This is a genomic window from Pseudomonas sp. ML96 (assembly GCF_000761545.1).
Lineage (GTDB): Bacteria > Pseudomonadota > Gammaproteobacteria > Pseudomonadales > Pseudomonadaceae > Aquipseudomonas.
In genome coordinates, this window is the sequence record NZ_JPMY01000034.1 from 1 (window position 1) to 25,781 (window position 25,781).

Annotated in this window: 24 protein-coding genes and 1 tRNA gene; 14 read left to right on the forward strand and 11 right to left on the reverse strand. The window is 64.7% G+C overall.

Annotated features, from left to right (window positions below):
* The first annotated feature begins 71 nt into the window (after window positions 1-71).
* Window positions 72-147 (forward strand) — tRNA-Gly (locus tag IP89_RS16095).
* Between the two features lie 108 nt (window positions 148-255).
* On the opposite strand, the gene IP89_RS16100 is transcribed toward IP89_RS16095, so the two are convergent.
* The 3 genes from IP89_RS16100 to IP89_RS16110 form a co-directional block, all read right to left on the reverse strand.
* Entirely contained in the window at window positions 256-666 is a 411-nt protein-coding gene (locus IP89_RS16100; protein WP_043310630.1) for a PA2817 family protein, read from the reverse strand.
* A gap of 72 nt (window positions 667-738) precedes the next feature.
* Complete coding sequence (locus IP89_RS16105) at window positions 739-3,183, reverse strand: acyl-CoA dehydrogenase (RefSeq protein WP_043310632.1); 2,445 nt, start codon at window positions 3,181-3,183, stop codon at window positions 739-741.
* Between the two features lie 216 nt (window positions 3,184-3,399).
* Window positions 3,400-5,076: an OmpP1/FadL family transporter gene (locus IP89_RS16110; RefSeq protein ID WP_043310633.1), complete on the reverse strand. Its 1,677-nt coding sequence runs from the start codon at window positions 5,074-5,076 to the stop codon at window positions 3,400-3,402.
* Between the two features lie 492 nt (window positions 5,077-5,568).
* Here IP89_RS16110 and IP89_RS16115 point away from each other — a divergent pair, with 492 nt between their 5' ends.
* The 6 genes from IP89_RS16115 (at window position 5,569) to IP89_RS16140 (ending at window position 13,185) form a co-directional block, all read left to right on the forward strand.
* The gene (locus IP89_RS16115; protein ID WP_043310634.1) at window positions 5,569-6,189 is read left to right on the forward strand and encodes a glutathione S-transferase; all 621 of its coding nucleotides are present in this window, start codon (window positions 5,569-5,571) and stop codon (window positions 6,187-6,189) included.
* Window positions 6,190-6,259: 70 nt separating this feature from the next.
* The gene (locus tag IP89_RS16120; RefSeq protein WP_043310635.1) at window positions 6,260-7,192 is read left to right on the forward strand and encodes an ABC transporter ATP-binding protein; all 933 of its coding nucleotides are present in this window, start codon (window positions 6,260-6,262) and stop codon (window positions 7,190-7,192) included.
* Entirely contained in the window at window positions 7,189-7,968 is a 780-nt protein-coding gene (locus IP89_RS16125) for an ABC transporter permease (protein ID WP_043310636.1), read from the forward strand. Before IP89_RS16120 ends, IP89_RS16125 begins: the two co-directional genes overlap by 4 nt.
* 122 nt (window positions 7,969-8,090) lie before the next feature.
* On the forward strand, window positions 8,091-9,113 hold the full coding sequence (locus IP89_RS16130) for an efflux RND transporter periplasmic adaptor subunit (protein ID WP_043310637.1): 1,023 nt from the start codon (window positions 8,091-8,093) through the stop codon (window positions 9,111-9,113).
* Window positions 9,110-12,178 (forward strand): efflux RND transporter permease subunit, encoded by a 3,069-nt coding sequence (locus tag IP89_RS16135; RefSeq protein ID WP_043310638.1) that lies wholly within the window; start codon window positions 9,110-9,112, stop codon window positions 12,176-12,178. The genes IP89_RS16130 and IP89_RS16135 overlap by 4 nt, the downstream gene beginning before the upstream one ends.
* 83 nt (window positions 12,179-12,261) lie before the next feature.
* Window positions 12,262-13,185 carry a hypothetical protein gene (locus tag IP89_RS16140; protein ID WP_043310639.1) on the forward strand — a complete coding sequence of 308 codons (924 nt, stop codon included), beginning with the start codon at window positions 12,262-12,264 and terminating at the stop codon, window positions 13,183-13,185.
* Between the two features lie 3 nt (window positions 13,186-13,188).
* Here IP89_RS16140 and IP89_RS16145 read toward each other — a convergent pair whose 3' ends face one another.
* Window positions 13,189-14,511 (reverse strand): heavy metal sensor histidine kinase, encoded by a 1,323-nt coding sequence (locus IP89_RS16145; protein ID WP_043310640.1) that lies wholly within the window; start codon window positions 14,509-14,511, stop codon window positions 13,189-13,191.
* A complete protein-coding gene (locus IP89_RS16150; RefSeq protein WP_043310641.1) occupies window positions 14,511-15,188 on the reverse strand; it encodes a heavy metal response regulator transcription factor in 678 nt (225 codons plus the stop codon). Before IP89_RS16150 ends, IP89_RS16145 begins: the two co-directional genes overlap by 1 nt.
* 143 nt (window positions 15,189-15,331) lie before the next feature.
* On the opposite strand from IP89_RS16150, the gene IP89_RS16155 reads away from it, so the two are divergent.
* From IP89_RS16155 to queF, 4 genes are read left to right on the forward strand one after another with little or no spacing between them, the layout of a single operon-like run.
* Window positions 15,332-15,856, forward strand: coding sequence for a plastocyanin/azurin family copper-binding protein (locus IP89_RS16155; RefSeq protein ID WP_043310642.1), 525 nt, complete (start codon window positions 15,332-15,334; stop codon window positions 15,854-15,856).
* Complete coding sequence (locus IP89_RS16160) at window positions 15,853-17,517, forward strand: copper resistance system multicopper oxidase (RefSeq protein ID WP_052081114.1); 1,665 nt, start codon at window positions 15,853-15,855, stop codon at window positions 17,515-17,517. Before IP89_RS16155 ends, IP89_RS16160 begins: the two co-directional genes overlap by 4 nt.
* On the forward strand, window positions 17,504-18,208 hold the full coding sequence (locus tag IP89_RS16165) for a copper resistance protein B (protein ID WP_043310643.1): 705 nt from the start codon (window positions 17,504-17,506) through the stop codon (window positions 18,206-18,208). The genes IP89_RS16160 and IP89_RS16165 overlap by 14 nt, the downstream gene beginning before the upstream one ends.
* Window positions 18,209-18,266: 58 nt before the next feature.
* Window positions 18,267-19,094: an NADPH-dependent 7-cyano-7-deazaguanine reductase QueF gene (queF, locus tag IP89_RS16170; protein WP_043310710.1), complete on the forward strand. Its 828-nt coding sequence runs from the start codon at window positions 18,267-18,269 to the stop codon at window positions 19,092-19,094.
* Window positions 19,095-19,136: 42 nt separating this feature from the next.
* On the opposite strand, the gene IP89_RS16175 is transcribed toward queF, so the two are convergent.
* From IP89_RS16175 to IP89_RS16185, 3 genes are all read right to left on the reverse strand, one after another.
* Entirely contained in the window at window positions 19,137-19,400 is a 264-nt protein-coding gene (locus tag IP89_RS16175; RefSeq protein WP_043310644.1) for a DUF4404 family protein, read from the reverse strand.
* 119 nt (window positions 19,401-19,519) lie between these two features.
* Window positions 19,520-20,170, reverse strand: coding sequence for a phosphatase (locus IP89_RS16180; RefSeq protein WP_043310645.1), 651 nt, complete (start codon window positions 20,168-20,170; stop codon window positions 19,520-19,522).
* A gap of 64 nt (window positions 20,171-20,234) precedes the next feature.
* Complete coding sequence (locus IP89_RS16185; RefSeq protein ID WP_043310646.1) at window positions 20,235-20,645, reverse strand: thioesterase family protein; 411 nt, start codon at window positions 20,643-20,645, stop codon at window positions 20,235-20,237.
* 149 nt (window positions 20,646-20,794) lie between these two features.
* Between IP89_RS16185 and IP89_RS16190 the strand changes: the two genes are divergently transcribed.
* A complete protein-coding gene (locus IP89_RS16190) occupies window positions 20,795-21,463 on the forward strand; it encodes a VacJ family lipoprotein (protein WP_371261959.1) in 669 nt (222 codons plus the stop codon).
* A gap of 50 nt (window positions 21,464-21,513) precedes the next feature.
* On the opposite strand, the gene IP89_RS16195 is transcribed toward IP89_RS16190, so the two are convergent.
* Window positions 21,514-21,813: a PilZ domain-containing protein gene (locus tag IP89_RS16195; protein ID WP_043310648.1), complete on the reverse strand. Its 300-nt coding sequence runs from the start codon at window positions 21,811-21,813 to the stop codon at window positions 21,514-21,516.
* Between the two features lie 215 nt (window positions 21,814-22,028).
* Here IP89_RS16195 and rssB point away from each other — a divergent pair, with 215 nt between their 5' ends.
* Together rssB and rssC are read left to right on the forward strand one after the other, a co-directional pair.
* The gene (rssB, locus tag IP89_RS16200) at window positions 22,029-23,213 is read left to right on the forward strand and encodes a two-component system response regulator RssB (protein ID WP_043310649.1); all 1,185 of its coding nucleotides are present in this window, start codon (window positions 22,029-22,031) and stop codon (window positions 23,211-23,213) included.
* Window positions 23,210-23,704 carry an anti-sigma factor antagonist RssC gene (gene rssC / locus IP89_RS16205; RefSeq protein ID WP_043310650.1) on the forward strand — a complete coding sequence of 165 codons (495 nt, stop codon included), beginning with the start codon at window positions 23,210-23,212 and terminating at the stop codon, window positions 23,702-23,704. The genes rssB and rssC overlap by 4 nt, the downstream gene beginning before the upstream one ends.
* 66 nt (window positions 23,705-23,770) lie before the next feature.
* Here the strand turns inward: rssC and tal are convergent, their stop codons facing one another.
* Together tal and dusA are read right to left on the reverse strand one after the other, a co-directional pair.
* Window positions 23,771-24,694 carry a transaldolase gene (tal, locus tag IP89_RS16210; RefSeq protein ID WP_043310651.1) on the reverse strand — a complete coding sequence of 308 codons (924 nt, stop codon included), beginning with the start codon at window positions 24,692-24,694 and terminating at the stop codon, window positions 23,771-23,773.
* A gap of 74 nt (window positions 24,695-24,768) precedes the next feature.
* Window positions 24,769-25,749: a tRNA dihydrouridine(20/20a) synthase DusA gene (gene dusA / locus IP89_RS16215; RefSeq protein WP_081963277.1), complete on the reverse strand. Its 981-nt coding sequence runs from the start codon at window positions 25,747-25,749 to the stop codon at window positions 24,769-24,771.
* Between the last annotated feature and the right edge of the window lie 32 nt (window positions 25,750-25,781).

Consider the following 25,781-nt stretch of genomic DNA (forward strand, 5'->3'; position numbering starts at 1 on the left):
GGACACCGCCCTTTCACGGCGGTAACAGGGGTTCGAGTCCCCTAGGGGACGCCATTTTTACCAAGTTTCATGCGGGAATAGCTCAGTTGGTAGAGCACGACCTTGCCAAGGTCGGGGTCGCGAGTTCGAGTCTCGTTTCCCGCTCCAAATTCACGAAACGCCACCCAATCGGGTGGCGTTTTCGTTTGTGCGCGATTTAGACCATGTAAAAAGGCCCGCCGGCGATGCCGAGCGGGCCTTTTGGTGTGCGTAGCCTTAGTGCTTGGCGCTGTCGTCGGGCAGAGCCAGCAGCTGCTTTTCGCGGTTCCAGTCGAACGGCTCGTCGTTCTCTTCGGCTTCGAAGCGGCGCTCGTCCAGGCGCTGGTACATGTCGATCTCGGCATCCGGCATGAAGTGCAGGCAGTCGCCGCCGAAGAACCACAGCAGGTCTCGTGGTACCAGGTGGGCGATCTGCGGGTAGCGATGGAAGACCTGGCTGATGATGTCCTGGCCCAGGTACTGGCTGCTCTCCGGGTCGACCGGCAGTTGTGCCAGCAGCTCGTCGAAGCGCTCGAGGAACAGCGCGTGGGTGTCGTCCTCCACCTGTTCGGCTTCGCCCAGGGCGACCAGGATTCCGCGCAGGTGGGCAAGCAGGGCGAGGTGGTGGTCGAGGTAGGCAGTGGCCATGGCGGGTGTCCTGTAAAACGAAAACGGGCGCGGAGTATAAGTCTCCGCGCCCGTGCTGTCCCCAACCGCCGCTCAGCGCACCTTGCCGCGGCTCAGTTTGAGATCCTCCTTGGCGAAGTCGTCGACATCGATGACCCGGCGCCGCGCCGCGTCTGCTTGGTGCAGTTGCGCTGCCTCCTCACTGCTCAGGTGCTGCTCGCGCAGCGCAGCATCGATCTCGTGCTCGCCGGGACGCGGCAGCAGGCCAGACTTGAGCGCCTTGTGCAGCTTGCGCTGGGTCTCGGCCGTGCCATCGAGCAGCTCGACCGCCTGCTGCAGGGCTGCGACCGGGTCATTCGCGCCGCGCGGGCGGTAGCAGCCGTCGAGCAGGCTCTCCAGGGCATGGTCGCCACGCGTGCGCCCGAGAATCGCCGCGACTTCCGCATCCAGCTCGTCGCTCGGCCCGCGGTGGCGGCGGCCGAGGGGGAAGACCAGCGCCCGCAGCAGGTAGCCGAAGGCGCGGTTGGGGAAGTTGCCGAGCAGCTCCTCCAGTGCCTGTTCGGCCAGGCCGAGGTTTTCCTCCAAGGCCCAGCGCAGCAGCGGTTGCAGTGCTTCGGGGTTGCCCAGGTCGTGATAGCGCTTGAGTGCGGCGCTGGCCAGGTAGAGATGGCTGAGCACGTCGCCGAGGCGCGCGGACAGCCGTTCGCGGCGTTTCAGCTCGCCACCCAGCAGCATCATGGTGCTGTCGGCCAGCAGGGCGAAGGCGGCGGCCAGGCGGTTGAGGGCGCGGAAGTAGGGACGGCTGAGGTTGTCGCCCGGCACGTTGCCGAAACGGCTGAAGCTCAGGCCGTGGAGCAGGGCGCCGGCAGCATTGCCGACAGCGAAGCCGACATGCTTCATCAATAGCCGGTCGAACTCCAGCAGTGCCTGTTCGTGATCTTCGCGGCCCGCCAGGGCCATTTCATCCAGTACGAACGGATGGCAGCGGATGGCGCCCTGGCCGAAGATCATCAGATTGCGCGAGAGGATGTTGGCGCCCTCGACCGTGATCGACACCGGCACGCCCTGCCAGGCGCGCGCCAGGTAGTTGTTGGGACCCATGATGATGGCCTTGCCGCCGTGCACGTCCATGGCGTGGCCGATGCATTCACGGCCGCGCTCGGTCAGGTGGTACTTGAGGATGGCCGACAGCACCGAGGGCTTCTCGCCCAGGTCCACCGCGCTGGCGGTGAGGGTGCGCGCCGCGTCCATCATCCAGGCGTTGCCGGCGATACGCGCCAGCGCTTCCTGGATGCCCTCGAAGGCGGCCAGCGGTACGCCGAACTGCTCGCGCACGCGGCAGTACTGGCCACTGACCAGGCCCGACATCTTCGCCGCGCCAGTACCGCCGGCGGGCAGGGAGATGGAGCGGCCCACGGACAGGCAGTTCATCAGCATCATCCAGCCCTTGCCAAGGTACTCCTGGCCGCCGATCAGGCAGCTCAGCGGCACGAACACGTCCTTGCCGGCATTGGGGCCGTTCATGAAGGCGGCGCCCGAGGGCAGGTGGCGGCGACCGATCTCCACGCCGGGGGTATCGGTCGGGATCAGCGCCAGGCTGATGCCGAGTTCTTCCTGGTCACCGAGCAGATGGTCCGGGTCATAGGCCTTGAAGGCCAGGCCGAGGAGGGTGGCTACCGGGCCGAGGGTGATGTAGCGCTTCTCCCAGTTCAGGCGCAGGCCGAGCACTTCCTCGCCGTTCCACTGGCCCTTGCAGATGATGCCGGTATCCGGCATGGCGCCGGCGTCGGAACCGGCCAGCGGGCCGGTGAGGGCGAAGCAGGGAATTTCCTCGCCGCGGGCCAGGCGCGGCAGGTAATGCTGGCGTTGTTCATCGGTGCCGTAGTGCAGCAGCAGCTCGGCCGGGCCGAGCGAGTTGGGCACCATCACAGTGGAGGCGAGGTCGCCGGAGCGGGTCGACAGCTTCATCACAACCTGCGAGTGGGCGTAGGCGGAGAAGCCCTTGCCGCCGTACTCCTTGGGAATGATCAGGCCGAAGAAGCCGTTGCCCTTGATGTGCTGCCAGGCCTTCTCCGGCAGGTCCAGCTGCTGGCCGATCTCCCAGTCGCTGACCATGCCGCACAGCTCTTCCACCGGGCCGTCGATAAAGGCCTGTTCCTCCTCGCTGAGTTTGGCGGCGGGGTAGTCGAGCAGCACCTGCCAGTCTGGGCGGCCGCTGAATAGCTGGCCATCCCACCACACCGTGCCGGCCTCGATGGCATCGCGCTCGGTGGCGGACATCGGCGGCAGCACTTTCTGGAACCAACCGAACAAGGGGCCGGTGATCAGCTTGCGGCGCAACTCCGGCAGCGCGATGGGGACGGCCACGCCCAGCCACAGCAACCAGAGCACCAGTTCCAGCCAGTCCGGCGCATCGCCGAACAGGCCGAGCAGGATCAGGTAACCGGCGACTATGCCCAGAGCGGGCAGGGCGGCCATGCGGGAATAGGCGAGATAGGCAACGCCGATGATGAGTAGTAACAGCCAGACAGCAAGCATGAACGATCCTCCATGATGACGGGGCGGGCCACGTCTGAGCATAGGCATGCCCTGCATCGGGCAGGGCGGAGAACGTGCTGGGCGGCGCCAGCGCGCCGGCCGCTTCGTTGATAGTGACCGCCTGGGCCGGGAGTGAGTTCGGCTTTTTGCCCGGTATGGCTTGCAATGCGTGCCGGTCCGCGCGGCCAGGACACCTGCGCCGCGCAATGCCGCGAGTCAGAAGGTGTGGGTGAGCGCCAGGCCCAGGAAGTGAATACGGGTCTTGTATTCGCCTTTGAAGTTGCCGCCGTTACCGGTGCAGCGCACGCCGCTGTCGACATACGGGCCGCCGCTGCCCGGCGCCCAGCCGGCCGGGGAGCAGCCATCGGTGTAGTCCATTTCGCCACTATCGAACTGCACGAAGCTGTAGGCGAAGTCTAGGGCGGTGTCTTCGTACAGCTGGTAGTTGGCGCCGAAAGAGAGCCAGTAGCGATCGGCATCGGGGAAGCCTGGGTGGCGATAGCTCGAGCTCGGTACAGGGGTCTTGTCGTAGGCCATACCGGTCCTCAGCAGGAGCCGGTCGGAGTATTGGTAATTCATGCCGACGGCGATCTTGTAGGTGTCGTTCCAGTCCTGTTTGACGTTGAGATCGCCCTCGGTCACCCCGTTGAAATAGGGGTAACCGGGGACCTGATCGATGGCCACGCCGATGGTGTCTAGCCGTGAGTGGCGGGTAAAAGTGACATCGGCCATCAGTGCGATCTTGGAATTCAGCTGATGGAAGGCGTTGAACGACAGCGATTCTGGCGTCTCGATGGAGCTGCTACCGTCGGAGTTGGGGTGCAGGCGAGCGGCGGCGAACGAGCCGGGGTTGATCCAGTTGTCACGGTTGAGCACCTGACCTAGTGCAGCCAGGTCGGGGATGCCGGGCAATACGCCGGTCAGGTCCGTGGATGGGTCGGGTACGGTGCCCTGCACGTCGGCGAAGCTCCACTTGGTCTCGCCCTTCAGGGTGTGTTTGATGCGCGAACGATAGGCAACGCCGAAGCGGGTACTTTCGGTAGGTTCCCACAGATAGCCGACGTTCCAGCCAAAGCCCCAGTCGTCGCCCTTGGCGCGGAAATAGCCATCGCCCTGCACGTTGTCGGCGAAGTTGCTGGCCACGCAGTCGACGAATTCATCGCGTGCCAGGCCGGGGCTGCAGCTGCTGATTTCGCTTGGAATGACCAGGCCGAACGGGTCGAACTGTCCGAGCACCGAAGCCAGGAAGGTATTGCTGTAATTGGCATCGACGAACTGGCCTGCCAGCTGCCGGGACGCGCCTTTCACGTCGGCCGCACCGCGCTGGATGGACTTGATGTACTGGGCCGACACGCCCAAGCCGAAGCTATGGTGCTCGTTGAGGCGGAAGGCCAGGCTGGGGTTGAGATTGACCGTCTCCAGGCTGGCCGACTGGATGCCATAGCGGCCACTCCAGTCTTCCTCATAGTCCAACTTGGCACCGAACGGCGTGAACATGCCGAAGCCGATGGTGAACTGGTCGTTGAGTTGTTTCGAGGCGTAGAAGTTGGGGGCCGCCGCTGCATCCGGCAGGAAGGAGCCGGCGTCGCCATCGCCTTCACCGGTGGGGTTACCGAACATGTCCGTGGTGCCCTTGTCCTCGTATTCACCGTCGGGGAAGAGGGTGGTCAGACCACCAGTCACCTGGGTGCCCTTGAGGCGGGCCAGGCCGGCCGGGTTGTAGAAAATGGTCGATGGATCGGCGGCCTCCGCGCCGTTGGCGTGGGCGGTGCCCTGGGCTGAAACCGATTGCGAACCGAAGTGGTATCCGGACGCCAGGCCGTAAGGCGAGGCAAGGGCCAGACTGCCGCCACAAAGGGCGCCCAGCCAGCATGCAGTACGAGTTCTTGTCATTATTCTCGACTCCAACTAACCGAAGAAGGGCTTTTGCGGCCCCACCAAAGCGCCTGGTTGGAGCGATCGAGTTCCCTGATCGCGCCTGGCAGAGGACGCTTCAGGAAAAGTGACAATTTGTTTCGCGCGGCTGTTCCAGCGAAACGAAGGGGGGCTGGAGGCCAGGTCAAATCCGGCCATCTGCCGATCGAGCAAGCCAGTACGGGCTCATCGCGATGTCCGAAGGGCATGTTCTGGTGTGAGAGGGGCAACTGCTAGAGCGGTTTCAGCATTCCGTCCAAGCGCTGGCACGAACATTCGAGCGATGGGGTTAATCACGTCAAATGGCCACCATCGCAGCGAAGATGGCCGGATTTGATCGGATGAACGGTCATAAGCGGTGGCAGGTAAACCATGCCTGCCGTCGATGATCACCATCGATATTCACCACCGTGCTCTGGCCGGCAGCCATGCTAGGGTGCGAGCTGCCAAATGACCGAACCAAGGAATGACATGCTGACGATCTGGGGGCGCAGAAACTCCACCAACGTACGCAAGGTGCTCTGGTGTGCCGAGGAGGCTGGCATCGCCTACCAGGCTCTGGATGCCGGAGGTGCTTTCGGGCTCGTCGACGAGCCTGCGTATCGGCTGAAGAACCCCAATGGCCTGGTACCGATGATCGAAGATGGTGACCTCATACTCTGGGAGTCGAATGCCATCGTCCGATACTTGTCTGCCGCCTATGCCGAGGAGTCGCTCTGGCTGACAGATCCGCGTCAGCGCTCCGCCGGCGACAAATGGATGGACTGGACCACCAGCGCCTTTGCTCCAGTGTTCCGTGATCTGTTCTGGGGGCTCGTACGCACGCCACTGGAGCAACGCGATACTGCTGTCATAGAGCGAGCACGGACTCGTTGTGCCGAGCTCCTGGCAATTGCCGATGCTGAGTTGGCGAAGCGGCCGTGGTTGTCTGGAGAGCGCTTCGCCATGGGCGACATCCCGTTGGGTAGTTTCGCCTATGCCTGGTTCGAGATGCCTATCGAGCGCCCACCGCTGCCGTATCTGGAGCAATGGTATGCGCAGCTGTGTGAGCGTCCGGCCTTTCGCACGGCGGTGATGACGCCGCTAACCTGAAACATATGGTTGCATTCGTCGTCACCGACACGTTATCTAACGACCCTCTTTTTCAAGGCCCTGACCGTTCATGAGTACCGCTCTGTCCATTCGACAGCTCACCAAGACCTACGCCAACGGCTTCCAGGCCCTCAAGGGCATCGACCTCGATGTCGCCGAAGGCGATTTCTTCGCTCTGCTGGGCCCCAATGGCGCCGGCAAGTCGACCACCATCGGCATTCTCTCCACCCTGGTGAACAAGAGCGGCGGCTCGGTCGAAGTGTTCGGCCACGACCTCGACCGCGATCCCTCCGGCCTCAAGCGCTGCCTGGGCGTGGTGCCGCAGGAGTTCAACTTCAACCAGTTCGAGAAGTGCTTCGACATCCTCACCACCCAGGCCGGCTACTACGGTATTCCGCTGAAGCTGGCCAAGGAGCGTGCCGAGCAGTACCTGACCCAGCTCGGCCTGTGGGACAAGCGCGACAGCGCCTCGCGCGAGCTGTCCGGTGGCATGAAGCGCCGGCTGATGATCGCCCGTGCGCTGATCCACCAGCCGCGCCTGCTGATCCTCGACGAGCCCACCGCCGGCGTGGACATCGAGCTGCGCCGCTCGATGTGGAGCTTCCTCACCGAGCTGAACCAGCAAGGCATCACCATCATCCTCACCACCCATTACCTGGAGGAGGCCGAGCAGCTCTGCCGGCATATCGGCATCATCGACCACGGGCGCATCGTCGAGCGCTCCAGCATGAAGGACCTGCTCAAGACTCTGCACGTCGAGACCTTCCTGCTCGACCTCAAGGAGTCGACCCTGGTCATGCCGCAACTGGTCGGCTACCCGGCGCGGATGGTCGATGACCATACCCTGGAGGTGCAGGTGGAGAAGAGCCAGGGCGTCAACGAGCTGTTCCGCCAGCTGGCGGCGCAGAAGGTCGAAGTGCTCAGCCTGCGTAACAAGAGCAACCGTCTCGAGGAGCTGTTCGTGTCCCTGGTCGAGAAGAACCTGGCGAAGGTGGCGCAATGAGCCCGGAACTCGCCTCCAACTGGGTCGCCCTGCAGACCATCGTGCGCCGCGAAGTGCGGCGCTTCATGCGCATCTGGCCGCAGACCCTGGTGCCGCCGGCCATCACCATGGCCCTGTACTTCGTGATCTTCGGTCGCCTGATCGGCAGTCAGGTCGGCGGTGTCGGCCAGTTCAGCTACATGGAGTTCATCGTGCCCGGGCTGATCATGATGTCGGTGATCACCAACTCCTACAGCAACGTGGTATCGAGCTTCTTCAGCAGCAAGTTCCAGCGCAATGTCGAGGAGCTGCTGGTGTCGCCGGTATCGCCGCACACCGTTCTGATCGGCTACACCATCGGCGGCGCCCTGCGCGGCCTGGCGGTGGCCTTCATCGTCACCCTGCTGTCGCTGTTCTTCACCCATCTGCAGGTACATCACCTGGGCGTGACGGTGCTGGTGATCCTGCTCACCGCGATCACCTTCTCCCTGGGCGGCTTCATCAACGCGGTGTACGCGCGCAACTTCGACGACATCTCGATCGTGCCGACCTTCGTGCTGACGCCGCTGACCTACCTGGGCGGGGTGTTCTACTCGATCAGCCTGCTGCCGCAGTTCTGGCAGACCGTGTCGCTGGTCAACCCGATCCTGCACATGGTCAACGCCTTCCGCTACGGCATCCTCGGCGTGTCCGACATCAATATCGGCATCGCCATCGGCATGATGCTGCTGGCCAGCAGCCTGCTCTACATCGTCTGCATCCACCTGCTGAAGAGCGGCAGGGGCATGCGCCAGTAAGCTCAGGCACTGGCGGGAAACATGGCGTCACAGGGTGGCGCCGTTTTTACATGTCGCTGACGATTTGCCGGGAGCAGAATCGCTAGACTTCCCGCTCAGTAAGATTCCATGAGGCAGTTTGGATGATTGTCCGTCGCATGCTGTGGCCGCTGCTCCTGGGCCTGCTCGGAAATGGCCTGGTGATGGCCGAACAGGCGCCGCTGGTCGAGGTGGTCACACCGGAGCGGACGCTGGTGCGCGATGAGCTGGTGACCTTCGGTTCGCTGCGCTCGGACGAGTCGGCGACCATCCGCCCGGAGGTCGAGGGCCGAGTGGCCAGCCTGCATTTCCGTGAGGGCGAGGCGGTCAAGGCCGGCACCTTGCTGGTCAGCCTGGATGACGCCATCGCCCGCGCCGAACTGGCCCAGGCCCAGGCTAACCTGGGGCTGGCGGAGAAGAGCTTCGCGCGCAACCAGTTGCTGTTCAAACGCGGCGCCAGCAACGCCCAGACCCTCGACGAATCACAGTCCCAGCAGCAGGCGGCACTTGCCAGCCTGGCCCTAGCCCAGGCGCGCCTGGACAAGACGCAGATTCGCGCGCCTTTCGACGGCGTCCTCGGCCTGCGCCAGGTCAGCGTCGGCGACTACCTCAATGCCGGCGACGACATCGTCAACCTGGAAGTACTCGACCCGCTCAAGGTCGACTTCCGAGTGCCGCAGAAGGCGGCCAGCCAGGTGCATGTCGAGCAGAGCGTGGAGCTGTCGCTGGATGCCTATGTCGGCGAGAGATTCATCGGCCAGATCATCGCCCTCAACCCGCGCCTGGATGAGGTCGGCCGTAGTCAGGCCATCCGCGCCCAGGTGGCCAATGCTGACCGGCGGCTCAAGCCCGGCCAGTTCGTCAAGGTTTCGGTGATCCTCGCCGAGCGCCCCAAGGCCCTGGTGATTCCCGAGGAAGCGGTGATGCCTATGGGCCAGCTGCTGTTCGTCAACCTGGTGGTGGATGGCAAGGTCGAGCGCCGGCAGATCCGCATCGGCCAGCGCCTGCGCGGCCGCGCCGAGGTTATCGAAGGGCTGCAGGGCAGCGAGACGGTGATCAGCGCCGGCTGGCAGAAGGTCGCTCCAGGGCGTGAGGTGCGCACCGTTCTGCGTGGTGAAGGCGCATGACCCTATCCGACATCTGTATCCGCCGGCCGGTGTTCGCCACCGTGCTGTCGCTGATCATCGTGCTGCTCGGCCTGTTGGCCTACCAGCGCCTGGCGGTGCGCGAGTACCCGAACATCGACGTGCCGATCGTCACGGTCAACGTCATCTACCCCGGCGCCAGCCCGGAGATCATGGAGTCGCAGGTCGCCCAGCCGATCGAGGACGTGCTCTCGGGCATCGAAGGGCTGGACTTCGTCAGCTCGATCAGCCGTTCGGAGAACACCCAGATCACTGCGCAGTTCCGCCTCGGCACCAACTCCGACGAGGCGGCCAACGATGTGCGCGATCGCTTGGGCCGGGTGCGTAGCCTGCTGCCGGACGAAATCGACGAGCCGATGGTGCAGAAGGTCGAGGCCGACGCCCAGCCGGTAATCTGGCTGGCCTTCTACAGCGAGCGCTTCTCCGCCATGGAGATCACCGACGTGATCGAGCGGGTGGTGCAGGACCGCCTGCAGATCATCCCCGGCGTGTCCGAGGTGCAGATACGCGGCGCGCGTACTTACGCCATGCGCATCTGGCTCGATCCGGAGAAGCTCGCCGCTCATGACCTCACCGTGCAGGACGTGGAGGACGCCCTGCGCCGGCAGAACGTGGAGATTCCCGCCGGGCGCATCGAGTCGGTGCAGCGCGAGTTCTCCGTGCTGTCGGAGACTGACCTGAAGACCCCGGAGGAATTCAACCAACTGATTCTCGACGACTCGCGCGGCTACCTGCTGCGCCTGTCCGACGTCGGCCATGCCGAGATCGGCGCCGCCGACGAGCGCACCGTGGTGCGCTTCAAGGGCCGCCCGGCGGTGGCGGTGGGCATGATCAAGCAGGCCACGGCCAACCCGCTGGAAATCTCCGATGGTCTGGAGGAGGCGCTGCCGGAAATCCGCAAGCTGCTGCCCGAGGGCATGGAGATGGCGGTTGCCAACGACAACTCGTTGTTCATCCGCGAGTCGATCAAGAACGTCCAGGCCACCATCTGGGAAGCGGTGATACTGGTCATCCTGATCATCTTCCTGTTCCTGCGCTCGCTGCGCGCCACCCTGATTCCGCTGGTGACCATCCCGGTGTCGCTGATCGGCGCCTGCGCGCTGATGGCGCTCATGGGCTTCACGGTCAACACCCTGACCCTGCTGGCCATGGTCCTGGCCATCGGCCTGGTGGTGGACGACGCCATCGTGGTGCTGGAGAACATCCACCGCCACATCGAACAGGGCATGAAGCCGATGCAGGCGGCCTTCGTCGGCAGCCGCGAGATTGCCTTCCCGGTGATCGCCATGACCCTGACCCTGGCCGCGGTATACGCGCCGATCGGCTTTATGCAGGGCACCTCCGGAAAACTCTTTACCGAGTTCGCCTGGACCCTGGCCGGCGCGGTGCTGGTGTCCGGCTTCGTCGCCCTGACCCTGTCGCCGATGATGTGCGGCCACCTGCTCAAGGCCCACGTGCCGCAGCAGAAGCACAACCGCGTGTACAACCTGATCGAAGGCTTCCTCAACGGCCTGACCTACAACTACCGCCATTTGCTCGAGCGCACGCTACGCGCCTGGTGGGCGGTGGTGGCGCTACTGGTGATCATCCTTCTGCTCTGCGCCTGGCTGTTCAGCGGCCTGCGCAGCGAGCTGGCGCCGACCGAGGACACCGGCACCATCGTCGGCTCGATCAACGGCCCGGACGGCGCCACGGTCGGCTATACCAGCCGCTACGCGCGGCAGCTCGAGGCGGCCTACGAGTCGGTGCCGGAGACCAATCGCTACATGGTCATCGTCGGCTTCCCCACGGTGGCCCAGGGCCTGTCGTTCATGAAGCTGGAGGATTGGGACAAGCGCGAGCGCAGCCAATTCGAGATCCGCGACGAGCTGCTGCCCAAGCTGCAGGACATCCCTGGCGTGCGCGCCTTCCCGATCAACCGCCCGCCGCTGGGGCAGAGCGCGCGCAACCAGCCAGTCAACTTTGTGATTCGTTCGTCGCTGGAATACGCCGAGCTGCAGCCCTATGTGGAGAAGCTACTGGCCGAGGTGCGCGACTATCCGGGGCTGGAGAGCCTGGATACCGACCTCAAGCTCAACACGCCGCAGCTCAAGGTCACGGTCAACCGCGAGCAGGCGGTGGCGGTGGGCACCGACGTGGCCACCATTGGCCGCAGCATGGAGAGCCTGTTCGGCAGCCGCCAGGTCACCCGTTTCAAGCAGAACGGCGAGCAGTACGACGTGCTGGTGCAGCTGCAGGACGTCGACCGCAGCAACCCCGAGGACCTCAACCGCGTCTACGTGCGCGGGCGCAACGACAACATGGTGCAGCTCTCCAACCTGATCGAGGTGCACGAGACAGTGGCGCCGCGCGAGCTCAACCACTTCAACCAGCTGCGCGCGGTGACGGTCACCGCCAACGTCGGCTCCGGCTACACCCTGGGCGAGGCGCTGGACCATCTGGAGGAGAAGGCGCTCGGCATCTTCCCGCCGGACACCCAGTTCGACTACACCGGCACCTCGCGCGACTTCAAGGATTCCAGCAGCGGCGTGGCGCTGATCTTCGTACTGGCTCTGCTGTTCATCTTCCTGGTGCTGGCGGCGCAGTTCGAGAGCTTCTTCGACCCGCTTATCATCCTGTTCAGCGTGCCGCTGTCGATGGCCGGCGCGCTGCTGGCGCTCAAGCTGTTCGGCGGCACCCTCAACATCTATTCGCAGGTGGGTTTGGTGACGCTGATCGGGCTGATCACCAAGCACGGCATCCTTATCGTCGAGTTCGCCAACCACCTGCTGCGCGAGGGCCGCGAGCTGGGCGAGGCGGTGCTGGAGGCCTCGGTGCAGCGCCTGCGGCCGATCCTGATGACCACTGGCGCCATGGTCCTCGGCTCGCTGCCACTGGCTATCGCCACCGGGGCCGGCGCCGAGAGCCGCCAGCAGATCGGTATGGTCATCGTCGGCGGTCTGCTGGTGGGCACCTTCTTCACCCTGTTCGTGGTGCCGACGCTCTATACCCTGCTGCGCCGCTGGCGGCCGATTCATGCGGAAGCAGGCGAGGCCAGCATCGCCTGAGCGCCGCTGGTCACGCCGGTTTGCGCGGCAGGTGGAAGGGGCTATGCCTAGATGTAGGCATAGCCCGCAGGGAGGCACTGACCATGGCGCCGCGCTCGTTTCTTCCATTCCTCACCGTTGCGCTGTTCGCCTTGCACGGCTGCACTCTCGACCGCTCGGTTATCGCCGCCATGCCCGGCGGCAGTCTGGTCGTCGGTCCGCTCCTGGCATGCCCCGGCGATACCGTGCATATCGCCTGGGAAACCCGGCGTCCCCGCAACGAGGCTTTCTGTGCCTTCGCCAATGGCAATACCGCCGCGCTGCTGAGTTGCCGCATCAGTGCCGACTGTGCTGACGAAGAGGAATGCCTGGATGGCTACTGCAACAACTGCGACGCCATCACCAATCTGCAGCGGCGGCAAACCGAATGTGCGGCGCCGAGCTTTCAGGGCTGCGAGCCCAACCTGAATGTGCGCATCCAGGTCACTCCCGAACCAGACCCGCCGCTGGCCGATGCCAGCGATATCACCCAGCACCGCGGCGAGCGCAGCTTCGTGATTCAGGAGACCAGTGCCATCGCCTTTCGCAGCGAAGTGATAGATGCCGAGGGCCAACGCGCCGGGGTTGCCGGCGCCGTCGGCCGTATCGATCTGGATGCGCGGGTCGAGGTGATACAGACCGATCTGCGGCGCACTGCCGCCAATGCCTTCGAATGCCGTGGGACGACGCCCAACTGGGCCGGAGTAAGGTTGGAGGATCTGTATTTCGGTGCCTCGCCCAACCTGCATCTGCTCAGCATCCACAATCCGAATGGGTTCGCCGTGGTCGGCAATCTCAATGGCGACCCGCTGCGCCTGGAGGCCCGCGAGACCATCAGCCTGAATCTGCCGCTGTTTGGGCCGATACAGGCCCAACCGGATGCCGCGTTCCTGCGGACCCTACCGCCGGTACGTTGTACGGCTACCGACACCAGCGGCAGCCTGCCCAGCGCGCCGCTGCAGCTGAAGGCGGGTTGCGTGGCACCCTAGTAGCTAGGCCGGGAATTCCAGAATAAAGCGCGTCCAGCCATTCGCCGACTCGCAGCGGATACTGCCGCCATGGGCCTGGACGATGGAGCGGGCGATGGCCAGGCCCAGTCCGGCGTGCTCGGCACCACCTTCGCGGCGTGCCGGGTCGGCGCGGTAGAAGCGGTCGAACAGACGCTCGCGCAGCTCGACGGGGATTTCCGCGCCCTGGTTGGCCACCTCGATGCGCGTCGGCGTGGCGCTCAGGCGCAGCTCGCCGCCGGCCGGGGTGAAGCGCAGGGCGTTGTCGATCAGGTTGGACAGGGCGCGGCGCAGCAGCAGGCGGTCCGCCGTCAGCGTGCCTTCGGATTCGACGCGGATGCTCACGCTGGCATCCTCGGCCAGCGGTGCGAAGTAGTCGGCCAGGGCCGTCAGCTCGGTTTGCAGCAGCAGCGGCTCGCGGCGGGTCTGCAGCAGGCCGTTGTCGGCCTTGGCCAGCAGAAGCATGTCGACGACCATCTGCGCCAGGTGTTGTAGCTCCTCCAGGTTGGAGTGCAGGGCCTCGCGGTACTCCGCCAGCTCGCGCGGCTGGCCGAGGGTGACCTGGGTCTGGGTCAGCAGGTTGGAGAGCGGTGTGCGCAGCTCGTGGGCAATATCGGCGGAGAAGGCCGAGAGCCGGGCGAAGGCGTCTTCCAGGCGGGCCAGCATGGCGTTGAAGGCCTCGCCCAGCTCGCGCAGTTCGCTGGGGATACCGTCCAGCGGCAGGCGTGCGGTCAGCGACTGTGCCGAGACCTGGCGCGCCACCTCGGTCATCTGCTGCAACGGACGTAGTCCGCGGCGCGCCACCCAGGCTCCCAGTAAGGCGGTGGCGAGGGCCGAGAGGCCGACGCAGAGCCAGATCAAGCGCTGCATCTGCGCCAGGAAATGCTGGTGGTGGGTGATATCCAGCAGCAGGCTAAGGCGCAGGCCGCCGTCCAGTTGTTCCTCGACCACACGAAAATCGGTGCCCTGGTGCTGCCAGCGACCGATCTGTGCGTCGCCTTGCGGCAGGTGGGCGAGCAGCGGCTGGCTGGTGAACCATTGCTGGCCGTCCGCGCCCTGGATGCGCAGGGCCAGCTCGGGGTGGCGTTGCAGTTCCTGCTCCAGCTGCGGGCGCCGCGTGGCCAGGCTCTCGGTGTTGGTCACGCCCTGCAGCAGCTCGGCGAACACCGCCAGCTTGCCCTGCAGCTGTTGCTGGTCCAGTTCGACGAAGTGCGCCTCGCTGGCGCGGGTGAACAGGGCGCCGGCGACCAGTGCCACGGCGGCGGCGCAGGCGGCGAAGAGCAGGGCCAGACGATTGGCGAGGGACATCAGGCGCGCGCCTCCAGCACATAGCCCATGCCACGCACGGTGTGGATCAGCGGCGCGGCGAAGCCCTCGTCGACCTTGGCGCGCAGGCGGCGGATGGCCACCTCGATGACGTTGGTGTCGCTGTCGAAATTCATGTCCCACACCTGCGAGGCGATCAGCGACTTGGGCAGCACCTCGCCCTGGCGGCGCAGCAGCAGTTCGAGCAGGGCGAATTCCTTGGCGGTCAGCTCGATGCGTTGGCCGGCGCGCTCGGCGCGGCGGCGCAGCAGGTCGAGGGACAGGTCGGCCAGTTGCAGCTGGTGTTCCTGCGGCGTGCTGGAGCCGCGGCGCAGCAGCGTGCGTACTCGCGCCAGCAGCTCGGTGAAGGCGAAGGGCTTGACCAGGTAATCGTCGGCGCCGGCCTCCAGGCCGCGCACCCGGTCTTCCACCGCATCCCGGGCGGTGAGGAATAGCACCGGCACGCCCAGGCCCGCTGCGCGCAGGTTGGCGAGGATCTGCCAGCCGTCACGGCCGGGCAGCATCACGTCGAGGATCAGTAGGTCGAAGTCGCCGGTCAGCGCCAGGTGCTCGCCGCTCAGGCCGTCCTGGGCCAGCTCCACGGCGAAACCGGCCTCGGCCAGGCCCTGGCGCAGGTACTGGCCAGTCTTGGGTTCGTCTTCGACTATCAGCAGCTTCATTGCGGGACTCATACATTGGCAGTCGGCTTTATACGCCAGCCGGGGGCGGGCAGGGTGAAGCTGACAGAGATGTAATCTTCGCGTCAGCTTAGCGCCAGCGGCGGCTCTCTAGAGTGGCGACATCACCACGATGGAGTTGCCCCATGTCCGCACGTTTGTTCCTGCCGCTGCTCTGCGCCTTCAGTCTGCCGGCCCTGGCCGATGGCGGTCATTTCGCCTTCGGCCAGCCGGCTGATGCGGCCAAGGCCGAGCGTACCGTCGAGATCACCCTCGGTGACATGTACTACGAGCCGGCGTCTGTGCAGGTCAAGGCCGGTGAGACGGTGCGCTTCGTGCTGAAGAACGAAGGCAGTCTGTTGCACGAATTCAGCCTGGGCGACGCCGCCCAGCATGCCGAGCACCAGAAGCAGATGCTGATGATGCAGCAGATGGGCATGCTCGGTGAGAACGGCATCCAGGCCATGGATCACTCGAAGATGGGCCACGACATGGCGGGTATGGACCACGGCCAGATGAGCCACAACGACCCCAATACCGTGATGATCCCCGCCGGCAAGAGTGCCGAACTGACCTGGACCTTCGCCAAGGCCACCGGCCTGGAGTTCGCCTGCAACCTGCCGGGGCATTACCAGGCCGGCATGGTCGGCAAGCTGGACGTGCAGCCGTGAGGCGCCTGCTGTTCTGTGCGCTGCTCGGTCTGAGCCTGGGCGCCCAGGCCGGGCGCTACGAGTTGGTGATCGACGAGGGCGAGGTGCGCTTCAGCGATGGCAGCCGCCCGGCGCTGACCATCAATGGCCAGAGCCCGGCGCCGGAGCTGCGCTTCCAAGAGGGCGAGGACGTGGAGATCGCCGTCACCAACAAGCTGGAGCGCATGACCGCGCTGCACTGGCACGGGATCATCCTGCCCTACACCCAGGACGGCGTGCCGGGCATCAGCTTCCCCGGCATCGCGCCGGGCGAGACCTTCACCTACCGCTTCACCCTCAACCAGTCCGGCACCTACTGGTACCACGCCCATGCCGACTTCCAGGAGCAGGAGGGCCTGTACGGCCCGCTGATCATCGAGCCCAAGGGTCGCGAGCCGTACCGCTACGACCGCGAGTACACCGTGCTGCTTTTCGACTGGCAGGACGAGAAGCCCGAGCGCACCCTGGCCAACCTGAAGAAGCAGGCCGACTACTACAACGACCAGCAGCAGACCCTCGGCGACTTCTTCCGCGACGTGGCCCGCGATGGCCTGGGAGCCACGGTCAAGGACCGCTGGGACTGGGGCAACATGCGCATGGCCAAGACCGATATCGCCGATGTTGGCGGATTCCGCTTCCTGGTCAACGGCCGTGACGCCGAGCAGAACTGGACGGCGTTGTTCAAGCCGGGAGAGCGGGTGCGCCTGCGCATCATCAATGGCTCGGGCATGAGCTACTTCGACCTGCGCATCCCCGGTCTGCCGCTGACCGTGGTGCAGGCCGACGGCAACGACGTGCAACCGGTGGTGGTCGACCAGCTACGCCTGGCGGTGGCCGAGACCTATGACGTGATCGTCCAACCCAAGGAGGACAAGGCCTACGCCCTGGTCGCCGAATCCATGGACCGCCGCGGCCAGGCCCTGGCCACTCTGGCGCCGCGTGCCGGCATGCGCGCCGAGGTGCCGCCGCTGCGGGCGCCGCGCCTGCTGAGCATGAGTGACATGGGCATGAGCCACGACATGGCCGGCATGGACCATGGCGCGATGGTGGGCATGGATCATTCGCAGATGGCCGGGATGGATCACTCAGCCATGGCGCCTGCCGGCAACCCGGACTACGCCGCCGGCAGCGGCGTGGCCCCCGAGCCGGTCGATGGCGGACGCGTACTGGTCTACGGCGATCTCAAAGCCATGCGCCCGGCCGCCGGTTATCGCGCGCCGGACCGCACCATCGAGCTGAAGCTGACCGGCAATATGGAACGCTACTTCTGGTCGTTCGACGGCGTGAAGTATTCCGAGGCCGAACCGATCCGCCTCAAGTACGGCGAGCGGGTGCGCTTTCGCTTCGTCAACCAGACCATGATGAACCACCCCATGCACCTGCACGGCATGTGGATGCAGCTGGACAAGGGTAACGGTCGCTTCAACCCGCTCAAGCACGTGGTCAACGTCGCGCCCGGGCAAAGCCTGGAGGTGGACGTGCCGGTGGACGCCATGGGCGAGTGGGCCTTCCACTGCCACCTGATTTACCACATGGCCAGCGGCATGTTCCGCAAGATCGTGGTGGAGGCCGCGGACGGCAGCACCCAGCCGTTCTACGAGCCGCAGCCAGCCGCCAAGGAGAGCGAACATGCGCACCACTAATATTGCGCTCGGTCTGCTGCTGACCACTCCGGCCCTGGCCATGGAGCAGCATATGGACGCCATGCCGGTGGCCAAGCTGGCCGTCGACCACCTGGAGCAGCGCTTCGACGGCGACGACCAGGCCCTGGCCTGGGAGCTGGAGGCGACCTACGGCAACGACCTGCACAAGGCGGTACTGAAGAGCAGCGGCGAGCGCGCCGAGGGCGTGCCGACCGACTCCAGCGAGACCCAGCTGCTGTATCGGCGCATGGCCAGCGAGTTCTTCGACTGGCAGGCCGGCCTGCGCCACGACGACCAGCCGGGGCCGGCGCGCAGCTACGCGGTGCTCGGCCTCAAGGGCTTGGCGCCGCAGTGGATAGAGCTGGACGCCAACCTGTTCCTCAGCGAGCGTGGCGACGCCTCGCTGCGCGTCGAGGCCGAATACGAGCTGCTGCTGACCCAGCGCTGGGTGCTGGAGCCCAAGCTGGAGTACGATCTGGCCCTGGACGACGACCGCGACCTGGGTGTCGGCGCTGGTGGCAGCACCCTGGAAGCCGGACTGCGCCTGCATTACCGAGTCAGCCCGCAGTTTTCGCCCTATGTCGGCTATGCCTGGGAGAAGAGCTATGGCCGCAGCGGCGACTGGCTACGTGCCGAAGGTGAGCATGACGAGGAGGGCGCCTGGGTCGTCGGTCTGCGCTTCTGGCTCTGAGCGCGGGGCGGGCATGGGGTACAATGCCCGCCGTTTTTTCGCTTTCCAGGCCGCCGTCATGCAGCATCCCGCCGAACACTCGCCGCTGGGCAAGTCCAGCGAATACGTTTCCCAGTACGCTCCCGAGCTGCTGTTCCCTATCTCCCGCACTACCAAGTGGGCCGAGCTGGGGCTGACGGCCAGCACCTTGCCCTATCAGGGCGTGGACTACTGGAACTGCTACGAGCTGTCCTGGCTGACCCCGAGCGGCAAGCCGGTGGTGGCCATCGGTGAGTTCGCCATTCCGGCCGATTCGCCGAACATCATCGAGTCCAAGTCGTTCAAGCTCTACCTCAACTCGCTGAACCAGACCGCCTACGCCAACCGTGCCGAGGTCGAGGCGGTGCTGGCGCGCGACCTGTCGGCCTGCGCTGGTGCGCCGGTGGCGGTGCGTGTGCGTGGCCTGGACGAGGTGGCCGCCGAGGGTGTGGCCGCGCTGGCGGGACGTTGTGTCGACGAGCTGGACATTGCGGTCAGCGACTACGCCCATCCGCGCCCAGAGCTGCTGCGCCGTGGTGACGAGCTGGTAGAGGAGGTTCTCTACAGCCACTTGCTGAAATCCAACTGCCCGGTCACCGGCCAGCCAGACTGGGGCACTCTCGTCGTCGACTACCGTGGCCCGCGCCTGGATGCGGCGAGCCTGCTGGCCTATGTGGTGAGCTTCCGCCAACACCAGGATTTCCACGAACAGTGCGTGGAGCGGATATTCCTCGACCTGCAGCGCCTGCTGCAGCCGGAGAAGCTGACCGTCTATGCGCGCTATGTGCGCCGCGGCGGGCTGGACATCAATCCGTATCGCAGCACCGAGACCATCGCCCCGGACAATCGCCGGCTGGTGCGCCAGTAACGAAAAAGCCCGCGAATGCGGGCTTTTTTCTGCGCGGGCGAATCAGATGCCCATATTGGCCAGGCTCTGCAGGATATTGCGCAGGGTGCCGGTAAGGGTCGGGTGCTGGCTCTCGAAGCGCTCCACCGCCAGGTTGACGCCATCGACCAGGGTGGCATCGGGGTCGCTGGCCAGCTCCTTGGCCAGTTTCAGGTCGATCTCCTGCATCAGCTCGAGCAGAGCGGCGCGGTCTTCGGTATCCAGCGGGGTGTCGGCGGCGATCTCGTCGCGCAGTTGCTGGAGGTGTTGGCTCAGGCGTTGGGACATGGTCTTCTCCTTCTGACTACCCAGGAATGGACCCGCCTGCACCGCTCGGGTTCGCTCCCTCTTCGCTGAAGGTTAATCCAGGTCGATTGCGGCTGCCTGATCCACAGCAATAAATGGTGTCAGGGTTTTTCACCCTTGCTACGGCGCACGGCCAGGTCCTGCAGGCAGGCCTCCAGCTCGCCGGGATGGTCGATCACCGAGTGGGCGCCGAGGCGGTACAGCTCCAGGGTGGCCTGGGCGCGCAGTTTCTCTCGCTCTGGTGCGGGCAGCGCCTGCCAGTCGCCGAGGGCCAGGCCGCACAGCGAGCCGCAGGTGGCCAGGCCGATGCACCAGAGCCCGGCGTTAAGCCCAGCCTGCAGCAAGCGTGGCTCGCTGGCAATTAGCACGCAGCCGTCCAGGCGGCTCACTTCGAGCTCGCTCAGGGTCTGCCAGACGCTGTCCGGCGCTGGCCAGGGGCGTGCACCGTTACGTGGGGCACTGGCTACCGCGCCGGGCAGGGCGCCGATCAGGTGCGTGGTTGCATCCTCTGGCAGCTCGTCCAGCCAGGCATGCGGCAGGCGCTGAGTACGCAGTTTTTGCAGCAGCTTGGCCACGCCGGGCAGCGCTTCGGCGCGCTCGGCGGCGCTGGATTGCAGGGCGGGCAGCAGGCGCGGGTCGTCGGGGTCGCTAAGGCCGCTGTGCTGCAGGGCGATGGGCAGGGTGCGGGCGCCGTGGTCGACCAGGCAGCCGGTGAGACCGAAGAGTAGGGCGGTGAACTGGGACTCTGGCATGGCGACTCGATTTCCCGAAGCGTTCGGGGCAGGGTAGCGAGCGCCTGTGACGATCCGGTGACGATCAGGCGCAGCCCATGACCTTGCGTACGTCGCCCGGTACCGGCACGGAGAGGTTGCTGGCGTGGTCGATCCACACCAGTTTGCAATGGCCCTCGCCATAGCAGTTGTGCGGGTCTTCCAGGGTGGTCAGGCGATGCTCCACCACCAGGCTGCTGCGCCCGACGGCGCCGGCGTAGAGCTCGATCACCACGATGGCCGGATGGACCACCGGCTTCAGGTAGGTGTGCAGGGTCTGCAGTACAACCGGGCCTTCGGGCGCGTGGTCGATGTCGATGCCCACGCTGGCGAACCAGGCAACCCGCGCTTCCTGGACGTACTCCAGGTAGATGGTGTTGTTGACGTGGCCATAGTTGTCCATATCGCCCCAGCGCACGGGGATATGGGCGGTGTGGAGCAGGCATTTTTCCGACATGCTGGAGTCCGCTATGCTGCTGTCATGGACGGCGGCGAGGTTTATACTGCGCGGCCTAGAGGGATTTCCGGCTGGCCATGCGCCGCCACACTACTGATGCGATGGGGAGACTGCAAATGGGAATGATCGAAGCGAGCTGGCTCGGTCGGATGAGCCGTCTGTGCGCTTGCGCCATGCTGGCCGTGTTGCCGCTGGCGGCGAACGCTGCGGAGGAGGACCCCTGGGAGGGCCTCAATCGGCCGATCTTCAGCTTCAACGACACTCTCGATACCTACGCGCTGAAGCCTGTGGCCAAGGGCTACCAGGCCGTCACCCCGCAGTTCTTCGAAGATGGCGTGCACAACGTGTTCCGCAACATCGGCGATGTGACCAACCTGGCCAACAACCTGCTGCAGGGCAAGGTGCAGGATGCCGGCGTCGATACCAGCCGCCTGATCTTCAACACCACCTTCGGCCTGCTCGGCTTCTTCGATGTAGCCAGTGAGATGGGCCTGCAGCGCAGCGACGAAGACTTCGGTCAGACCCTGGGTGCCTGGGGCGTGGGCAGCGGCCCGTACCTGGTGATCCCGCTCCTTGGCCCGAGCAGCCTGCGCGATGCGCCGGCCAAGATCCCGGACAGCTTCCTCGGCCCGTACCCGTACATCGATCACGTGCCGACGCGCAACGTGACTCGTGCGGTCAATGTCGTCGACACCCGCGCCAGCCTGCTGTCGGCGGAGAAGATGATCACCGGCGACAAGTACATCTTCATCCGCAACGCATACCTGCAGAACCGCGAGTTCCGCGTCAGAGACGGCGAGGTCGTGGACGACTTCTGATTCGTCCAGCCGAAAAAGCAGAAAGGCGGCCTAGGCCGCCTTTCTTGTTTTCAACTCATCGAGAGTATCGCCAGACCTATAGAGGTCCGGCCGTTGTCCAGTGGTGTGACGCGTACCACTTCGGTCTGGGCCTCTAGGCCCTTGAGTTCGCTGTGGTCGGAAGGGATGTGTACTTTCACCTGGTCGCCCATTGCCAGCTGGCAGCTGGCTTCCACGTGCATGCCGGTGCTGGATAGATCGAGGCACTGGGCCTGGATTTCCTTGCCGGCGTGGTGAAGGGTGACCGGGGTTTCCAGTCGCATGCGGATGAAGTCACGTTTCTCGCTGTAGGCACGATCGTTCTGGCTCATGGACCCTATCCTCTTGTTTTTAAGGGCGCTCCCCACGGGTTTTATAACCCCCGTCGATTTCAGGTGTAAAGGCGCTGGGCGACAATCGGCAGGCTGCTTGAATCGCCTGGCGGATGGGAGTACCGTCTGCGCCTTGAATCGACCGGGTGTAGATGTTTCGTCTGCCTCCGGCGCCACGTTCAACTTCTTTCCGGCGTCGTTTGCCTGGATGGCCCATGCACAAAACCAGCGCCAAGCTGCTGCTTATCGATGATGACGAGGTAGTGCGAGCGAGCCTCGCCGCCTATCTAGACGACAGCGGTTTCCAGGTCCTGCAGGCCGGAAACGGGTCGCAGGGGTTGGAGGTGTTCGAGCGTGAGCAACCTGACCTGATCATCTGCGATCTGCGCATGCCGCAGATCGACGGCCTCGAACTGATCCGCCGGATCAACGTGCTCAACAGCGAAGTTCCGGTCATCGTCGTCTCCGGCGCCGGAGTGATGAACGATGCGGTAGAAGCCCTGCGCCTGGGTGCCGCCGACTACCTGATCAAACCTCTGGAAGACCTGGCCGTGCTGGAGCACTCGGTGCACCGCGCCTTGGATCGCTCGCACCTGCGCTTGGAGAACCAGCGCTATCGCGAGAAGCTGGAGGCGGCCAATCGCGAGCTGCAGGCCAGCCTACACCTGCTGCAGGAAGACCAGAACGCTGGGCGCCAGGTGCAGATGAACATGCTGCCGACCACGCCCTGGGAGGCGGACGGCCTGCAGTTCGCCCACCAGATCATCCCGTCGCTGTACCTGTCTGGCGATTTCGCCGACTACTTCCGCGTGGATGAGCACCGGGTGGCCTTCTATCTGGCCGACGTTTCCGGTCACGGCGCCTCCTCGGCCTTCGTCACCGTGCTGCTCAAGTTCATGACCACGCGCCTGCTCTACGAGTGGCGGCGCAATGGTGTATTGCCCGAGTTCAAGCCCTCCGATGTGCTTGGTCACATCAACCGTGGCCTGATCAACTGCAAGCTAGGCAAGCACGTGACCATGCTAGGTGGTGTAATCGACCTGCAGAACAGCCAGCTGACCTACAGCATCGGTGGTCATCTGCCGTTGCCAGTGCTGTTCAGCGAGGGTGAGGCCCGTTACCTGGAGGGCCGCGGCCTGCCGGTCGGGCTGTTCGAAGAGGCTACGTACAACGATCTGGTCATGCAGCTGCCGCAATCTTTCAGCCTGAGCCTGATGTCCGACGGCATACTGGACCTTTTGCCCGGCGATACGCTCAAAGACAAAGAAGCCGCGCTGCCCAGACTGGTCAGCGAGGCTGGAGGTACCCTCGATGGGTTGCGCCAGGTCTTCGGACTGGCCAATCTCGGCGAGATGCCGGATGATATTGCCTTGCTGGTGTTGAGCAGGAACCTTGCATGAATCCTGGGAATAGCCCCGGTAGGATCCAGTTCGCCGAGCAGGACGGTACTTTCGTTCTGAAGTTCATTGGCGAAGTCCGCCTGACGTTGTGTTCGGCGCTGGATTCCACGATTGAAAAAATCTTCTCGGCGCTGAATTTTTCGGCGATCGTCATCGATCTGACGGAAACCCGCAGCATCGATAGCACCACACTTGGCCTGCTGGCCAAGCTCTCGATCCTGTCCAGGCAGAAAATCGGTTTGTTGCCCACCGTGGTTACCACCCACGAGGACATCACCCGTCTGCTGCAGTCCATGGGCTTCGATCAGGTGTTCAACATCGTCGATCGACCGATTCCATGCCCGGAATGCCTGAGTGACCTGCCGTCGCAGGATCAGTCGGAAGAGGTGGTCAAGGCCAAGGTGCTGGAAGCGCACCGCATCCTCATGGGGCTCAACGAGTCCAATCGTGAGGCTTTCCATGATCTGGTGAGCGCGCTCGAGCGCAGCTGACCGAGAAAATGAGCATGAAAAAGGGCGATATCCCTGCGGATATCGCCCTTTTTGTTTGCCTGTAGATCAGCGGCGGTTGGCCAGTAGCGCTTCCAGTTTTTCCTGGTCGCGGGCGAACAGACGAATGCCCTCGGCCAGTTTCTCGGTGGCCATGGCGTCCTCGTTCAATGCCCAACGGAAGCCGCTCTCGTCCAGCGCCTGGCGTGGCTCTCCGGAGCCAGGGTTGAGCAGGCGCGGCAGCGCGCCCTGGTCATCGGCCAGTTGCTGCAGCAGCTCAGGGCTGATGGTCAGGCGGTCACAGCCGGCTAGTTGCTCGATCTGGCCCAGGTTACGGAAGCTCGCGCCCATCACCACGGTGGAGTAGTCGTTGGCCTTGTAGTACTGGTAGATGCGCGCCACCGATTTCACGCCTGGGTCCTCGGCGCCGACGAAGTCGCGGCCCTCGGCTTTCTTGTGCCAGTCGTAGATGCGCCCGACGAAGGGCGAGATGAGGAATACGCCAGCGTCGGCGCAGGCGGCGGCCTGGGCGAAAGAGAACAGTAGGGTCAGGTTGGTCTGGATGCCTGCTTTCTCCAGCTGTTCGGCGGCGCGAATGCCTTCCCAGGTCGAGGCGATCTTGATCAGCACGCGCTCGCGGCCGATGCCGGCCTGGTCATACAGACCGATGATGCGCTCGGCGCGGCGCAGGGTGGCCTGGGTGTCGAAGGACAGGCGGGCGTCCACTTCGGTGGAGATGCGCCCCGGAATCACCTTGAGGATCTCCTGGCCGACCGCGACGCCAAATCGGTCGCAGGCCAGGCCCAGATCGCCGCCACAGCCGCTTACAGCCTGGTCCAGCAGATCCGCGTAACGGGGCAGCGCGGCGGCCTTGAGCAGCAGCGAGGGGTTGGTGGTGGCGTCTACCGGCTTGAGGCGGCTGATGGCGTCGAGGTCGCCGGTGTCGGCGACCACGGTGGTGAATTGTTTGAGTTGGTCCAGCTTGGAGGTCATGACGAGGCCCTGTCTTTATATGCCTCGACCTTACCCGAGCCGCGCGGGCTGCTTCAACGTCTGCGGCGGGCTTTTCAGTGGCCGGCGAGCAGTTCGATGGCTTGGTCCAGTAGCGCCAACGGCTCTTTGGTCTTGTGTACGTCTACCGAAAGCAGCTGGCGGAAGCGCCGTGCGCCGGGGAAGCCCTGCGCCAGGCCCAGTACGTGGCGGGTGATATGGTGCATGGCGCCGCCTTCGGCGATGTGTTGTTCGATATAGGGGCGCATGAGCGTCAGCGCCTCGGCGCGGCTGATCACCGGTTTATCCAGACCGAACAGTTGCTGGTCGACCTGCGCCAGCAGGTACGGGTTGTGATAGGCCTCGCGACCCAGCATCACGCCATCGAAGGTCTGTAGGTGAGCCTGACATTCCTCCAGGGTCTTGATGCCGCCGTTGAGAATGATCTCCAGCTCGGGGAAGTCCTGCTTGAGCTGCGCGGCTACGTCGTAACGCAGCGGCGGGATCTCGCGGTTCTCCTTGGGCGACAGCCCCTCGAGGATGGCGATACGCGCGTGCACGGTGAAGCTGGTGCAGCCGGCGTCACGCACCGTGCCGACGAAGTCGCACAGCTCGGCGTAACTGTCGCGGCCATTGATGCCGATACGGTGTTTGACCGTCACCGGAATGCTCACCGCGTCCTGCATGGCCTTGACGCAGTCGGCGACCAGTTGCGGATGCCTCATCAGGCAGGCGCCGATCATGTTGTTCTGCACCCGGTCGCTGGGGCAGCCGACGTTCAGGTTGACCTCGTCGTAGCCATGCTCCTCGGCCAGGCGTGCGCAGGCGGCAAGATCGGTCGGGTTGCTGCCGCCCAATTGCAGGGCCAGCGGGTGCTCGCAGTCGTGATAACGCAGGAAACGCTGGGTATCGCCATGCAGCACCGCGCCGGTGGTGACCATCTCGGTATAGAGCAGGGCCTGGCCGGACAGCTGCCGCAGGAAGTAACGGCAATGGCGATCGGTCCAGTCCATCATCGGAGCGACGGAGAATCGGCGGGAGAGGGCGGTTGTTTGCATGGGAAGAGCCGATAACTACAAAACGGAAACGG

What these genes read in the sequence shown, in the direction of transcription:
- IP89_RS16185 (WP_043310646.1), bottom strand. Translation starts at nt 20,645, where the DNA reads ATGTCGGAAAAATGCCTGCTCCACACCGCCCATATCCCCGTGCGCTGG.
- dusA (WP_081963277.1), bottom strand. Translation starts at nt 25,749, where the DNA reads ATGCAAACAACCGCCCTCTCCCGCCGATTCTCCGTCGCTCCGATGATG.
- IP89_RS16130 (WP_043310637.1), top strand. Translation starts at nt 8,091, where the DNA reads ATGATTGTCCGTCGCATGCTGTGGCCGCTGCTCCTGGGCCTGCTCGGA.
- IP89_RS16145 (WP_043310640.1), bottom strand. Translation starts at nt 14,511, where the DNA reads ATGTCCCTCGCCAATCGTCTGGCCCTGCTCTTCGCCGCCTGCGCCGCC.
- IP89_RS16105 (WP_043310632.1), bottom strand. Translation starts at nt 3,183, where the DNA reads ATGCTTGCTGTCTGGCTGTTACTACTCATCATCGGCGTTGCCTATCTC.
- IP89_RS16100 (WP_043310630.1), bottom strand. Translation starts at nt 666, where the DNA reads ATGGCCACTGCCTACCTCGACCACCACCTCGCCCTGCTTGCCCACCTG.
- rssB (WP_043310649.1), top strand. Translation starts at nt 22,029, where the DNA reads ATGCACAAAACCAGCGCCAAGCTGCTGCTTATCGATGATGACGAGGTA.
- IP89_RS16155 (WP_043310642.1), top strand. Translation starts at nt 15,332, where the DNA reads ATGTCCGCACGTTTGTTCCTGCCGCTGCTCTGCGCCTTCAGTCTGCCG.
- IP89_RS16110 (WP_043310633.1), bottom strand. Translation starts at nt 5,076, where the DNA reads ATGACAAGAACTCGTACTGCATGCTGGCTGGGCGCCCTTTGTGGCGGC.
- rssC (WP_043310650.1), top strand. Translation starts at nt 23,210, where the DNA reads ATGAATCCTGGGAATAGCCCCGGTAGGATCCAGTTCGCCGAGCAGGAC.
- IP89_RS16175 (WP_043310644.1), bottom strand. Translation starts at nt 19,400, where the DNA reads ATGTCCCAACGCCTGAGCCAACACCTCCAGCAACTGCGCGACGAGATC.
- IP89_RS16195 (WP_043310648.1), bottom strand. Translation starts at nt 21,813, where the DNA reads ATGAGCCAGAACGATCGTGCCTACAGCGAGAAACGTGACTTCATCCGC.
- IP89_RS16165 (WP_043310643.1), top strand. Translation starts at nt 17,504, where the DNA reads ATGCGCACCACTAATATTGCGCTCGGTCTGCTGCTGACCACTCCGGCC.
- IP89_RS16120 (WP_043310635.1), top strand. Translation starts at nt 6,260, where the DNA reads ATGAGTACCGCTCTGTCCATTCGACAGCTCACCAAGACCTACGCCAAC.
- tal (WP_043310651.1), bottom strand. Translation starts at nt 24,694, where the DNA reads ATGACCTCCAAGCTGGACCAACTCAAACAATTCACCACCGTGGTCGCC.
- queF (WP_043310710.1), top strand. Translation starts at nt 18,267, where the DNA reads ATGCAGCATCCCGCCGAACACTCGCCGCTGGGCAAGTCCAGCGAATAC.
- IP89_RS16115 (WP_043310634.1), top strand. Translation starts at nt 5,569, where the DNA reads ATGCTGACGATCTGGGGGCGCAGAAACTCCACCAACGTACGCAAGGTG.
- IP89_RS16135 (WP_043310638.1), top strand. Translation starts at nt 9,110, where the DNA reads ATGACCCTATCCGACATCTGTATCCGCCGGCCGGTGTTCGCCACCGTG.
- IP89_RS16125 (WP_043310636.1), top strand. Translation starts at nt 7,189, where the DNA reads ATGAGCCCGGAACTCGCCTCCAACTGGGTCGCCCTGCAGACCATCGTG.
- IP89_RS16140 (WP_043310639.1), top strand. Translation starts at nt 12,262, where the DNA reads ATGGCGCCGCGCTCGTTTCTTCCATTCCTCACCGTTGCGCTGTTCGCC.
- IP89_RS16150 (WP_043310641.1), bottom strand. Translation starts at nt 15,188, where the DNA reads ATGAAGCTGCTGATAGTCGAAGACGAACCCAAGACTGGCCAGTACCTG.
- IP89_RS16190 (WP_371261959.1), top strand. Translation starts at nt 20,795, where the DNA reads ATGAGCCGTCTGTGCGCTTGCGCCATGCTGGCCGTGTTGCCGCTGGCG.
- IP89_RS16180 (WP_043310645.1), bottom strand. Translation starts at nt 20,170, where the DNA reads ATGCCAGAGTCCCAGTTCACCGCCCTACTCTTCGGTCTCACCGGCTGC.